Raw genomic sequence first — 12,281 nt, 5'->3', positions numbered from 1 at the left:
GGCGGAGGGATCCTATGACGTCCGGGCGCACCTGCAAAAGGCTTGCAATTGGGTGATGGTGGCAACAAGGGCGCTCGGGCGTCGGTTTTTGCCCTGCTTTGACGAAGAACGCGCCCCGGGGACGTGCGGCCGGCCGGGGGTGCGCGGCCGGGATCGGTCCGACCGCGGCGCTAGCGTTGCGGCGTACGTTTTGCGTTGCCGAGCGATTCGATTCGAGGAGTTCTTCGTGAGCGACCGCCTCCAGGCGGGCGACACCGCCCCCGCCTTCACCCTGTCCGACGCCGACGGTGCGTCCGTCTCGCTGTCCGACTACGCGGGCCGCAAGGTCATCGTGTACTTCTACCCGGCCGCGCTGACCCCGGGCTGCACCAAGCAGGCGTGCGACTTCACCGACAACCTCGACCTGCTGGCCGGGGCCGGCTACGACGTGCTGGGCATCTCGCCGGACAAGCCGGAGAAGCTGGTCAAGTTCCGGGAGAAGGAGAACCTGCGGGTGACGCTGCTGGCCGACCCGGACAAGGCCACGCTGGAGGCGTACGGGGCCTTCGGCGAGAAGACGATGTACGGGAAGACGGTCAAGGGCGTGATCCGCTCCACATTCGTCGTCGACGAGACCGGCAAGGTGGAACGCGCCCTGTACAACGTCCGCGCGACGGGCCACGTGGCCAAGCTCCTCAAGGACCTCAAGCTCGAAGCCGCCTGAGGTCCGGCCTGTCGCCCGGGGTCGGGTTGGCCGGCCTCAGGCGCCGGCCGGGCTGCCGGGTTGGTCGGCCCGGAGCCCGGCCAGGCGGCCTCAAGCGCCGGCCGGGCTTTGCATGGGTCGGCCCGGAGCCCGGGCGGGCGGCCTCAAGCGCCGGCCGGGCTGAGGTTGGGTTGGCCCGTGTCCGGGTGGCCGGCCTCAAACGCCGGCCGGGCTGGATTCGACCCGGGCCGACTGTGTTGGGTCGGCCCGGAGTCCGGGCGGGCGGCCTCAAGCGCCGGCCGGGCTGATGTCGGCATGGCCTGAATTCGGGTGGTGGTCTCGGTGCTCGGCTGGGCTGAGCAAAATCCAGCCCGGCCGGCGTTTGAGGCCACCTCGGCCGGAGGCCGGGTAAGTTAGCCCGGCCGGCGTTTGAGGCCGAGGTGGGCCGCAGGCCGGCCTGCCCCCGCAAGGCTCGCCGCTAGGCCGTGTGGACGACCTCGCCGCCGACCGCGACGACCTCGCAGATCGTGCCCGGAATCTCCGCGGGCGCGACCCGCAGGATGTCGCGGGAGAGTACGACGAAGTCGGCGAGTTTGCCGACGGTGAGCGAACCGCGCTCGTGTTCCAGGAAGTTCGCGTAGGCCGAGCCCATCGTGTAGCCGTGGATCGTGGCCTCCACGTCGAGCGTCTCCTCCGGGATCCACGCCGCCCCGCCGGCCAGCGGCGCGCGCGTGAGCGCCGTGTACACGCCGACCATCGGGTCCATCTCGGCCACGTTCCAGTCGCTGGACAGCGCCAGGACCGCCCCGGCGGCCCGCAGGCTCCGCATCGGCCACGCCTTGTGCCAGCGCTCCTCGCCGACGTTCTCCGCCCAGTCCTGCCCCGGCCCCGCGATCTCCGGCGCGCAGTGCCTGGGCTGCATGCACGCCACCACGCCCAGTTCCGCGAAGCGGGGCACGTCCGCCGGATCCAGGCACTCCACGTGCACCACCTGGTGCCGCGCGTCCCGCTCGCCGTTGACCGCCCGGGCGTGCTCGACCGCGTCCAGGACCGTGCGGATGCCCCGGTCGCCGGTCGCGTGCACGAAACACTGGAAGCCCCGACCGTCCAGCCGCGCCAGCAGATCGGCGAACTCCGACGCGGGGTAGAACGTCTCGCCCCGATGACGGGCGCACCCGCGATACGGCTCCAGGAGCGCGGCGGTGCGCGGCTCGACCACGTCGTCGATGTACAGCTTCAGCGGCCCTACCCGCAGCCGGTCGTCGGCGAACTCCCGTGCCGCCGCCGCGAACTCGTCCAGGTCTGCGTCGGTCGTGCCGCGCGGGTGGAACAGCGCCGCGACGATTCGCGAGCGCAGCCGACCCTCGTGCCGCGCCCGGGTGTACAGGGCCAGGTCGTCGAGCGAGTTCTGCGGCTCGACCACGGTGGTGATGCCGAACCGGATCGCGTCGTCCAGGCTCTTGGCCAGCCGCCCGTACTGCCGGTCGGCCGAGGCCCACGGCACGCCCAGCTCCCGCAGCGCCCGATGCCCGTCACGGGAGAGCCCGCGCACCGCGAAGTCCTTGACGAAGCCCGTCGGTTCGCCCGTCTCCGGGTCCTTGTCCACCCGGCCGAAGGGCAGCACGTCGCTGTCCCGGGCGATGCCGAGCCGCTTGATCGCGGCGCTGTTGAGCCACGCCGTGTGTACGTCGTAGCTGAGTACGAAGGCCGGCACGTCGCCGGTGACCGGGTCGAGGTCGCTCGCGCGCGGCATGCGCCCGTCGGGGATCGCCGAGTAGTCGAACGCCTCCGCCTCGATCCACTCGGCGTCCGGGTTGGCCGCCAGCCAGGCGCCGATCCGTGCGTGGATGTCTGCCAACGTGCGCGCTCCCGCGAGCTGTACGCAGGCGTCGTCCGAGCCGAGCCGGACGTGGTTGTGCGCGTCGATGAAGCCGGGCAGCACCCGCCGTCCGGCGCCGTCGAGCACGGTGGTCTCCGGACCGATCCAGGCCGCCGCGTCGGCGTCCGCGCCCACCCAGGCGATCCGCCCGTCCCGGACGGCCAGCGCCTCGGCCTCGGGCAGCTCGGGATCGACGGTGTGGATGAGCGCGTTGCGCAGGACCAGGTCGGCGGTGCGGGACACGGTGACAACTCCAGAGGGTGATGGGGGTCTGGTGCGGGTGGATCAGTGCTTGGCGAACTGCGGTTCGCGGCGGGCGAGGGCCCAGTAGAGAAGTCCGGAGACGACCGCGCCGAGCAGCGTGAAGTCGCCGTCGAAGGTCTCCACGAGCGCGCCGGTCCACAGCGCGGACTCGGCGGTCAGCGCGGCGAAGACGATGCCGGCGCCGAGCGCGATCATCCCGGCGGGATGGAAGCCGCGGGTGTACCAGTAGGCGCCGCCGCGCATGTCGTGCAGGCCGGCGGCGTCGTAGCGGCAGCGGCGCATCAGCGTGTCGGCGATGAACACGCCGCCCCACGGCGCGAAGACCACCACGAGCACGGACAGGAAGCTGGTCAGGTTGTCGGTGAAGTTGCCGTTGAACAGCGCCCACAACGAGCCGACCAGGATGAACGCGGTGCTGACCAGGATGCCCCTGGAGCGCGACCACGGGATGCCGAGGACCTGGAGGTTCAGGCTGGAGGAGTACAGGGTCAGGATCGAGTTGGTGATCGAGCCGCCCACCACGAGCAGCAGGAACGGCGCCTCGAACCAGCCGGGCACCAGGTCGGCCACGCCCGCCACCGGGTCGCTCATGTCCGCCTGGGTGGCGGCGGCCACGCCGAGTACGCCGAGCAGCACCGACGAGAGCATCCCGCCGGCCGCGCCCCACAGGGTGATCGAGCGCAGCGAGGTGTCCCGGGGCAGGTAGCGGGTGTAGTCCGAGGGCATCGGCAGGTAGGAGATCGGGCCGGCGACCATGACCAGCACGGCGAGCGAGATCGCGTGGAACGTGTTCGAGGTCTCGGGCGCGTCGCCGGTCTGCAGGCCGGGGACCACGAACAGGATCAGCAGACCGAAGCCGATGCCCAGGACGTAGGCCATCCAGCGCTCCGCGGCCTGCACGGTGGCGTGCCCCCACATCGCCACCGCGAAGGTGAGCGAGAGGGTGATCGCCAGCGCGACCACCCGGGCGAGGTCGCCGCCCGCCCAGCCGAGCTTGGCGAACAGCCCTTCGAGGGCGAAGGTGCCGACCACGGTGTTGAGGATGGTGTAGCCGATCCCGACGACCCAGTTGAGCAGGCCGGCGGGGAAGTTGCCGTGTACGCCGAACGCGGCGCGCGAGATCACCAGGGTCGCGGTGCCGGTGCGGACGCCGGCGAGGCCGAGGGCGCCGACCGCGAAGAAGGACAGGCCGGTGATCACGACTACGGCGATCGCCGCCCAGAACGACAACCCGAACATCACCGCGAGGGTGCCGTTGATCACGAAGGTGAAGGAGAGGTTCGAGCCGAACCATAGCCAGAAGACGTCCCTGGCGCTGCCGTGGCGCTCGTGGTCCGGGATCGGGTCGATCCCGTGTGTCTCCACCTGGAACAGCTCGTCGGAGGCGACGCCGGTGCCGGACGGGGTGGTGTGCGGAGCGTCGCGGGGGAGGGCGCTTCGGGCGGCGCTTCCGGCGGCGTTCGCGGAGTCCGTGTGGGGCAGGGACACCGGACCTCCTCTTCGTGGTGTGCGGCTCGGTCGTTCGTGGTGCGCGGCCCGGCCGAAAGCTTGAATGGCATTCAAGAACTTTGAACGTCACTCAAGGTGCGCCGAGGTGGGGGAGGGTGTCAAGAGTTCGTGCCGAAGAGGGGGAGAATTTGACCGTCGTTCAAGGTTCGCGGCGTCGGGGGAGTAGGGTCGAGCCCTTGCGCGGGCGGGGTGGTCGCGCGGTCGAGAGGCGGTATCGGTGGTGGCCACGAGGCGGCGCGACGGTCGGATCGCGCAGGACCGGATGCTGGAGGAGGCCGTCGCGGCGATCGCCGAGAACGGCCTGGCCGCGCTGACCATGTCCGGTCTGGCCGAGCGCCTGGGCACCAGCGGCGGGCACATCCTGTACTACTTCGGCAGCAAGGATCAGCTGCTCCTGGCGGCGCTGCGCTGGAGCGAGGACCGGCTGACCGAGGAGCGCACCCGGTTGCTCGCCCGCCGGGTCGCCGCCGATCGTAAGTTGGATCTGTTCCTGGACCTGTACCTGCCGGTCGGCCCGCGCGATCCGCGCTGGATGCTCTGGGTGGAGCTGTGGGCCCGGACGGCGGGCAACGCGGAACTCCTGGCCGCGCAGGACGAGATCGACCTCGGGTGGCAACGCGACCTGGCCGCGGTGCTGGCCCGGGGGGCGGCCAAGGGGGTGCTCGTCGTCGACGATCCGGCGGTGGCGGCGTCCGAGTTGCTGGCGCTGCTCGAGGGGCTGAGTACGCGAACGGTCCTGGGGCTGGGCGGGACCACGCGCGAAGGGGCGCTGGTGTTGGCGCGGCGGGCGACGGGGCGGCTGCTCGGCTGAGCTCGGCGGGGGCTTGAAGACACGCGCCAGGGTGCCGGATGGTTGGTTTCGGGGTGGTGTGGTGTGTTCCGAGTGCCGGCCGGACGGTTGGTCGTGGCCGATATGTGCCGGCCGGCCGCAGCTCGGGGCACTAACATGAGCCCTGGCCGGCCTCGGGGCATCGTCGCGAAGGCCGGTCGTACGCGGCCGTGGCGCAATTGGTTGACGCAGCAGGTTTAGGTCCTGCCGTCCGAGAGGATATGAGGGTTCGAGTCCCTTCGGCCGCACAACGGTGTTTTTCCTTGGTGTTTCGTCCCCGGTGACTGCCCCCGGCGTTGTTTCCGGCGTTGTTCCCGGCGTCTCTGCCCGGTGTGTGCTCCCGGTGCGTACCCGGTGTTCGTTCCGGTGGGTTTCCGCCGGGTTTCGGCCGGTCTTGTGCTGGTGGCGTCGACCCCGCCCACGCTAGCTTTCGGCATGTCGTCTTTGGGGAGGCGCCATGCACTGCGAGTACTGTCCGAAGGTTGCCGGCGGCCGAGCGCAGATGCCGCCCGCGGACATGATCGTGCCGAAGATCGCCGGCGAGTGGGTCGGGTGGGTGCGGACCGCCGCCGAGCGGGTCGAGTCGTCCGGGCGGGGACTGCCGGCGCGGGGCGAGGCCGACTGCGTGATGAGCTTCGGTCGGCGGATCTTCGAGGGCTCGGCCAAGCGTGGACTACACGCCGAGATGGACTGCCTGCATCAGGCCCGGATGCTCGGACTGCCGCTGGAGACGGGCGAGTTCAAGGACGCCGCCCACGCGTGTTGTCTGATCTGCGCATCGGCGCTCGCGGCGGTGGGCATCCGGCACGTGCCGGCCGTGGACCCCGATCCGGACGCGTGCATGAGCTGGCACGCTTTGGGGTTCCTGTTCGAGGATCCGCTGCTGTGCGTGGGGTTGATGGGCGATCGGGCGGCGCACCTGTGGCTGCGCCATCTGACGCCGGCGGTGCGGCGGCAGTTGCGCGGGTCGTTGACGGGCGCGATGACGCGGTTGTTGGCGGGGCGTTGGGAGTGAGGGCTTCCGGCGGGGACGGGGTGGGCGCCCCCGCCGGGTTCGCCGACCTCGGTCAGACCGCGTGTTCCGTGCGGTCGCGGGACCACTCGGTGTGGAAGGAGCCGTCGCGGTCCACCCGGCGGTAGGTGTGCGCGCCGAAGAAGTCGCGCTGGGCCTGGATCAGCGCGGCGGGCAGGCGCGGCGAGCGCAGGCCGTCGTAGTAGGCGAGGGCGGCGGCGAACCCCGGTGCGGGGATGCCCAGTTCGGCCGACGTGGCGACCACGCGGCGCCACGCGTCCTGGGCACCGGCGAGCGCGTCGCGGAAGTAGTCGGCGCTCAGCAGTGAGTCGGGCCGCTGCGGGGAGTCGTACGCCTCGCGGATCCGGTCCAGGAAGCGGGCCCGGATGATGCAGCCGCCGCGCCAGATCTCGGCGACCTTGCCCGGGTCGATCGCCCAGTCGTACTCGGTGCTGCCCGCCTCGATCTGGTGGATGCCCTGCGCGTACGCCACGATCTTGGACGCGTACAGCGCCTGCTCGACGTCGTCGGCGAAGCGCGCCGCGGCCTCCGCGTCGAGCGTGGTGGGCGTCGGTCCGGGCAGGCCCCGGCCCGCCGCGCGGATGTCGGTGTGGCCGGACAGCGAGCGGGCGAACACCGCCTCGGCGATGCCGCTGACCGGAACCCCCAGGTCCAGCGCGGTCTGTACGGTCCAGCGCCCGGTGCCCTTCTGCTCGGCGCGGTCCTGGACCACGTCGACGAACGGCCGGCCGGTGTCGGCGTCGGTGTGGGCGAGTACGTCGGCGGTGATCTCGATCAGGTACGACTCCAGGCGGCCGGAGTTCCAGCCTTTGAACACCTCGGCGATCTCGGCCGGCCGCAACCCGGCGGCGCGGCCGAGCAGGTCGTACGCCTCGGCGATCAGCTGCATGTCGGCGTACTCGATGCCGTTGTGCACCATCTTGACGAAGTGACCGGCGCCGTCCGGGCCGATGTGCGTGCAACAGGGGACCCCGTCGACCTTCGCGGCGATGTCCTCCAGGATCGGGCCGAGCGCCGCGTACGACTCGGGGGAGCCGCCCGGCATGATGCTCGGGCCGAGCAGCGCGCCCTCCTCGCCGCCGGAGATGCCGGTGCCGACGAAGTGGATCCCGCGCTCGCGCAGCGCGGCCTCGCGGCGGCGGGTGTCCGCGAAGTGCGCATTGCCGCCGTCGACGATCATGTCGCCGGGTTCGAGGAGCGCGGCGAACTCGTCGATCACCGCGTCGGTGGGGGCGCCGGCCTTGACCATGATCACCAGGCGGCGGGGCGGTTCGAGGAGGGCGACGAACTCCTCGGCGGTGTCGGCGGGTAGGAAGTCGCCCTCGTGGCCGAACTCGTCGACCAGTGCTCGGGTCTTGGCCGAGGTTCGGTTGTGCACGGCGACGGTGTGCCCGTGTCGGGCGAAGTTGCGGGCCAGGTTGCGGCCCATCACGGCCAGTCCGGTGACACCGATGTGTGCGCGCTCCGCCATGTCGTCAGCTCCTGTCGGCGATGGTGATGATCATCCGTGATCACTCGGACAACATCGTGTGCGGGAGCGGTTAATCCCTTCCGGCCGCAACACGCCGGCGGGCGGGTGGGCGGTGTCGGTGGCCGCAGGTGCGCGGGTGGTGCGCGAGTCGGTGGGGGCCGGCAACATCCGTGGATGCGCCGGAATCGCGAAGTCGTGCTGTCGGTGGTGGCCGCGACCTATGGGTTGTCGGCGATGGGGGATCAGATGGCGATGGTCGTGCTGGTCCTGCGATTACACGATCAAGGCCGATCGGGCGCGGCGATCTCGGCCTTGGTGGTGGCGAGTGTGTTGCCGATCGTGGTGGTGGGGCCGTTGGCCGCGCCGCTGGTGGACCGGGCGGAGAGCGGTCGGTTGGTGGTCGTTGTGACCGGGCTTCAGGCGGTGGTGGCGCTGGGGTTGGTGGTCACCACGAATCTGGTGGGCGTCATCGTGCTGCTGGCGCTGCTCGGGGCCGGGTTGGCGGTGGTGTCGCCGACGTTGCAGTTGCTGGTGCCGGAGATCGTGGGGGACGAGGGCGCGGCGCGGGGCTATGCGCGGATGGAGGCGTTTCGCTCGGTCGGCAATGTGGCGGGCCCGGCGGCGGCCGGGTTGGCGGTCGCCGGGGTGGGTGATCGGGTGGTCCTGCTCGGGAACGTCGTGTCTTACGCGGTGATGTCGGTCGCGTTCGTGGCGCTGCGGATTCGGCGCGAGCCGGTGACGGGCGGGCGGGACCGGCCGGGGTGGTTCGGTCAGGTGCGCGCCGGGGTCGGCGTGCTCGGCGGTGATCGGGTGTTGCGGGTGGCGATCCCGACGTTCGCCGTGGCGGTCGTGTTCACCGGGATCCTGAATGTGGCGCGGGTCTTCTTCGCCCGGGACGATCTGCGTGTGGACGACGCCGGCTACGGCTGGTTGATCAGCGCGCACATGGCCGGGATGCTCCTGGCCGCCGTGTTGCTGGGTGGGCGGATCCCGCCGGACCGGCAACCGGCCGTGCTGGTCGGCGCCGGCATGTTGTCGGGCTGCTGTCTGCTGGTCGGTGCCACCGCGGCGGTATTCCCGGTCGCCGTCGCCGCGTTCGTGCTGATGGGTGCGGCCAACGTGCTGGCCAACCTGGCCATCCGCAACCTGATCCACGCCCGGGTTCCACCCGAGACCCGAGGCCGCGCCTTCGCCGGCTCCGGCGCGGGGCTGAATGCGGCCAACCTCACGGGCACGGCCGTCGGGGGTCCCGTCACCACCGCCCTGGGCGGTACGGGGGCCATCCAACTGGCGGGCGCCGGGACGCTGTTGGTGTCGCTGGTGGCCATCCCGCTGCTTCCGCGCTCCCCGGCCGCCGAGTCGCCGCCGGAGTGATCCGGCGGCGAAATCCGGTTGTCCGAGGGTCGGGGGCGGCGGTACCCATGGGGCCATGAAGCCATCGATCCGACGTACCCGACACGCCCTGCCGCGCGGTGAGGCCGAGGTCTGGGCACCGGCCTCCGCGCGCTACGGGATATCGCCCTACGCCTGCAAGTACCTCCACACGGCGGGCGTGCTGCGCGAATTCGTGTCGGCGGCGGGGTCGTTGGTGGCGCAGGCCCAGTACCTCGCCGCCGCACACCTGGCCCTCAACGGCGCCGAACTCGTCGGCCGCTGCGTCTCGGAGCGCACGGAGCAGGGGGTCACCCAGCGGCTGCGCAACGGCCTGGCCTACCTGGAGGCCCTCGAACCCCCGGAGGAGGGCCGCTTCGTCCCGGAGCCCGACGCCCTGGTCAAACTCCGCGGCTTCACCGCCCATCCCACGCTCGAACCGCCGGCGGGCTCGGAACTCCAGTTCTCCCACGCGACGTTCGAGTACGTCCTGACCCGCTTGGCCCTGGCCACGGACTGCCTGTGGACCGACGCCGACGCAAGCACGATCCGCAAATTCGCCGCCGCGAAGATCGCCCCGATGCGCACGGACGGCCAAAGCCACTACATCGAATCCGTCCTGACCCACATCGAAGCCGGCCACACCCCAGGCACGGAAATCCCCCACGAGCAAGCCTGGCAAGCAGCCACCGCGATCCCGGCAGCCCACTGAACTCCGCGAGATGCCAGCCTCAATCGAGAGCGTAGTCAGCCGACAACTCACGACCTGCGCCGAGAATATCCATCGCGTACTCGGTCGGATTGTCGTGCTGGTCCCAGTACAGGTTCGTCATGGTCAGCGCCGGGGTCCCCGGTTCGACACCCATGATCCCGGCCGCGTCTTCCGGTACCGGCCGCAGCGCGACCACATCGCGACGTCGGATGGCCCGGCGTCCGGAGCGATCCTCGACGAGACCGAACGTCATTGTCGGCAACGGCTCGGCGACCAACAACTCTGGCGCCACCTCGGCGAGTTGCCCGGAAAGCCAGGACGTCGAGAGAGCGATCACGCCCTCGTCGTCGCGATACAACCGTCGTCTGCGCACGACTTCCGTGCCATTCGCCAGGCCCAGCGCATCGGTTACATGACCGGTGCCCACGACAAGTTCCGCACTCAGGATCTCGACCCTCTCGCCGGAGCGGAAGCCGGTCCCTGTCGCCCTGAGGAGCGCCAAGCGGTCCGGCCCCGTGGTCAGGCGTCGCGGCGTGGTGACGATGGTCCCGACCCCAGGAATCGATTCGGCGTAGCCGTCCGCGCGGAGCACGGCGGCGACCCGGGTGGCGGTGGCAATCGAAACGTTCTCGGCCTCGACGATCTCCCGCACGGACGGCACCCGATCGCCGGGTCGCAGTTCACCCCGATCGATCCGGGCCCGAATCTCAGCCGCGATCCGCCGATACGGCGGCAATCCCTGTGCGCCGGCCACGGTCACACCTTTCTATTCTAGTGCACTCTAGAGCGGTTATGGATTTGTTGAGGTGTTCTAGAACACTATAGATCGAGGCGCCTCCCAGCGATAGGGGACGGTTGCACGGCGGTCGGCTGCGCTCGGTCGGGCCGGCCGATCGATGAAGCCCGACCCATGGGAGCGCGCGTGAGCGATCAAGAACCCCACGCAGTGCGTGTTCGTTTGTCCGTGGATCCCGAGCGGCCCATTGAACTCGCACTGCGTTTCGGGCGGGGGTTCGACGAGGAGTGGGCGTGCTTCCGACTGACGCACAGGCAGGGGCGGCACGTCGTTCTTGCCCTTCAGGCCGTGCTCGTTCACATCCTGCCCGGCCAGGTCATCCATCGCGACGGATCGTCCGGCGGTCCGCACACCATGCCCCAAGGAGGCACCCCATGACTTGCGATCCCAACGTGCCGGAAGGCGCGTTCACCACCGTCAAGTCCGGCTGTCGGCCGGTTCGGGACAAGGGGAGCGGGTTGATCGTGGTGCCGCTGGTGCTGCGTGAGGGGGCTGGGGGCGAGGCCGTCGGGGAGACCGCTTTGCGACTCGACGGCGTGGGGGCGGAGCTGTTGCACGCTTATCTGACTCGGGCCCTGGACGGGGTCGACGGCTCGGCGGAGCGGCGGCGATGAGCGAGATTGCCATTGCCAAGCCCGTGCCCGTCGCGCGGGAATCGGCCCGCGAGGTGCGCGGGACCGTCGGGCGGGTGAGCGACCAGCTTCGGCTGCTCGACGAATCGCGGCAGAGCCTGGTTCTCATGGCCTCCGAGCTGGTCGCGGACGCCGCACTGCGCTCGGAGGCGGAGTGGCTGATCGTCGGGATCAAGGCCAAACTGGTGCAAATCGACGGCGGGGAATGGGAGTTCGCCCCCGTCGTATACGTCGGCATCCGCGAGGTGGTACCGCGCCCGACCTGGACCCCGTACGGCTACGGCCCCCACTCGCCCCACCGCGCCGCTTCGACCACGGCCGGGGCCTCGGCCTGGTCGCCGAACTGGTCCACCACGACTGGGTATCCGGCTGCTGCGGCTGGTCTCCGGGCACCGCCGGCCCCACCTCGTGGTTCCTGGCCACCGACCTGGACCCCCAACACGTCACCGGCTCGATCGGCAGCACGATGGTGGTGGCCCGAGGCATCCGCGACGAATGCGTCCTGACCCCGGAGATGTTGCTTCCACCTGCGGAATCGACGGCCGACACCACGGCCCGGCCGGTCCCCGTGGGCGAGTCGACGTGACGCGTGGCGCACGGGGCCTCGTCCGAGCCGGCCGGCTCGGACGAGGCCCCGGTGTGTATGCGGATCGGAAGGTCACCAGGTCCCGGGCGGCGCCTCCCACGCGGCGTCGCCGCCGTCGAAGCCGCCGTCGGGGCGGGCTTTGAAGACGAATGCGGTGGTGGCGCCGTTGGGGGTGTCGCGGGATTTCAGGGGGTCCTGGAATCCGCCGGTGTTGTCGGGTTTGGCGAGGAAGGTGAACATGGCGGAGTGGCCGGCGCCGTAGTCGTAGAAGGCGACGACGTCGGCTTTTCCGTCGCCGTTGTAGTCGCCGGCGGTGAGTTTGACGTCGGACCAGTACCAGGCGGCGGGGGGCACGCGCGCCAGGACTGCACGGGTGCGGTGAGTTTGCCGGTGGGGTCGGCGAGGAGGGTGTGGAGGGTGACGCTGGAGTCGGACCAGCCGTACATGGCGCCGATGTCGGTGCGTCCGTCGCCCTTGAAGTCGCCGGTGACGTATTGGCGGACTTGGCGTCCCAGGT

12 protein-coding genes and 1 tRNA gene are annotated in these 12,281 nt (G+C 70.8%); 8 read left to right on the top strand and 5 right to left on the bottom strand.

The annotated features are described in order from the left end of the window. Window positions 1-226 precede the first annotated feature (226 nt). Entirely contained in the window at window positions 227-703 is a 477-nt protein-coding gene (gene bcp / locus ACMXN5_RS11480; protein WP_439675181.1) for a thioredoxin-dependent thiol peroxidase, read from the top strand. A gap of 457 nt (window positions 704-1,160) precedes the next feature. Here the strand turns inward: bcp and ACMXN5_RS11475 are convergent, their stop codons facing one another. Beyond that, window positions 1,161-2,804 carry an amidohydrolase gene (locus tag ACMXN5_RS11475; RefSeq protein ID WP_439675180.1) on the bottom strand — a complete coding sequence of 548 codons (1,644 nt, stop codon included), beginning with the start codon at window positions 2,802-2,804 and terminating at the stop codon, window positions 1,161-1,163. A gap of 42 nt (window positions 2,805-2,846) precedes the next feature. After that, the gene (locus tag ACMXN5_RS11470; RefSeq protein ID WP_439675179.1) at window positions 2,847-4,313 is read right to left on the bottom strand and encodes a purine-cytosine permease family protein; all 1,467 of its coding nucleotides are present in this window, start codon (window positions 4,311-4,313) and stop codon (window positions 2,847-2,849) included. Window positions 4,314-4,551: 238 nt separating this feature from the next. Between ACMXN5_RS11470 and ACMXN5_RS11465 the strand changes: the two genes are divergently transcribed. The 3 genes from ACMXN5_RS11465 to ACMXN5_RS11455 all read left to right on the top strand — a co-directional run bounded on the left by ACMXN5_RS11465 (window position 4,552) and on the right by ACMXN5_RS11455 (window position 6,178). After that, the gene (locus ACMXN5_RS11465) at window positions 4,552-5,145 is read left to right on the top strand and encodes a TetR/AcrR family transcriptional regulator (protein WP_439675178.1); all 594 of its coding nucleotides are present in this window, start codon (window positions 4,552-4,554) and stop codon (window positions 5,143-5,145) included. A gap of 182 nt (window positions 5,146-5,327) precedes the next feature. Next, window positions 5,328-5,411 (top strand) — tRNA-Leu (locus tag ACMXN5_RS11460). 209 nt (window positions 5,412-5,620) lie between these two features. Beyond that, window positions 5,621-6,178, top strand: a complete 558-nt coding sequence (locus tag ACMXN5_RS11455; protein ID WP_439675177.1) for a hypothetical protein — start codon at window positions 5,621-5,623, stop codon at window positions 6,176-6,178. Window positions 6,179-6,230: 52 nt separating this feature from the next. Here ACMXN5_RS11455 and gndA read toward each other — a convergent pair whose 3' ends face one another. Continuing rightward, on the bottom strand, window positions 6,231-7,667 hold the full coding sequence (gene gndA, locus ACMXN5_RS11450) for an NADP-dependent phosphogluconate dehydrogenase (protein WP_439675176.1): 1,437 nt from the start codon (window positions 7,665-7,667) through the stop codon (window positions 6,231-6,233). Between the two features lie 174 nt (window positions 7,668-7,841). Here gndA and ACMXN5_RS11445 point away from each other — a divergent pair, with 174 nt between their 5' ends. Beyond that, window positions 7,842-9,041 (top strand): MFS transporter, encoded by a 1,200-nt coding sequence (locus ACMXN5_RS11445; RefSeq protein WP_439675175.1) that lies wholly within the window; start codon window positions 7,842-7,844, stop codon window positions 9,039-9,041. Window positions 9,042-9,096: 55 nt separating this feature from the next. Further along, window positions 9,097-9,750 (top strand): hypothetical protein, encoded by a 654-nt coding sequence (locus ACMXN5_RS11440; RefSeq protein ID WP_439675174.1) that lies wholly within the window; start codon window positions 9,097-9,099, stop codon window positions 9,748-9,750. 19 nt (window positions 9,751-9,769) lie between these two features. On the opposite strand, the gene ACMXN5_RS11435 is transcribed toward ACMXN5_RS11440, so the two are convergent. Next, window positions 9,770-10,510 carry a GntR family transcriptional regulator gene (locus ACMXN5_RS11435; RefSeq protein WP_439675173.1) on the bottom strand — a complete coding sequence of 247 codons (741 nt, stop codon included), beginning with the start codon at window positions 10,508-10,510 and terminating at the stop codon, window positions 9,770-9,772. Window positions 10,511-10,920: 410 nt separating this feature from the next. Between ACMXN5_RS11435 and ACMXN5_RS11430 the strand changes: the two genes are divergently transcribed. Beyond that, window positions 10,921-11,160, top strand: a complete 240-nt coding sequence (locus ACMXN5_RS11430; protein ID WP_439675172.1) for a hypothetical protein — start codon at window positions 10,921-10,923, stop codon at window positions 11,158-11,160. A gap of 223 nt (window positions 11,161-11,383) precedes the next feature. Beyond that, complete coding sequence (locus tag ACMXN5_RS11425; RefSeq protein WP_439675171.1) at window positions 11,384-11,764, top strand: hypothetical protein; 381 nt, start codon at window positions 11,384-11,386, stop codon at window positions 11,762-11,764. A 72-nt stretch (window positions 11,765-11,836) separates the two neighbouring features. On the opposite strand, the gene ACMXN5_RS11420 is transcribed toward ACMXN5_RS11425, so the two are convergent. Continuing rightward, on the bottom strand, window positions 11,837-12,118 hold the full coding sequence (locus ACMXN5_RS11420; protein WP_439675170.1) for a hypothetical protein: 282 nt from the start codon (window positions 12,116-12,118) through the stop codon (window positions 11,837-11,839). Between the last annotated feature and the right edge of the window lie 163 nt (window positions 12,119-12,281).

The organism is Embleya australiensis (assembly GCF_051903075.1).
In the GTDB taxonomy this organism is placed as follows: domain Bacteria; phylum Actinomycetota; class Actinomycetes; order Streptomycetales; family Streptomycetaceae; genus Embleya.
This window is presented reverse-complemented; position numbering and strand designations above follow the sequence as displayed.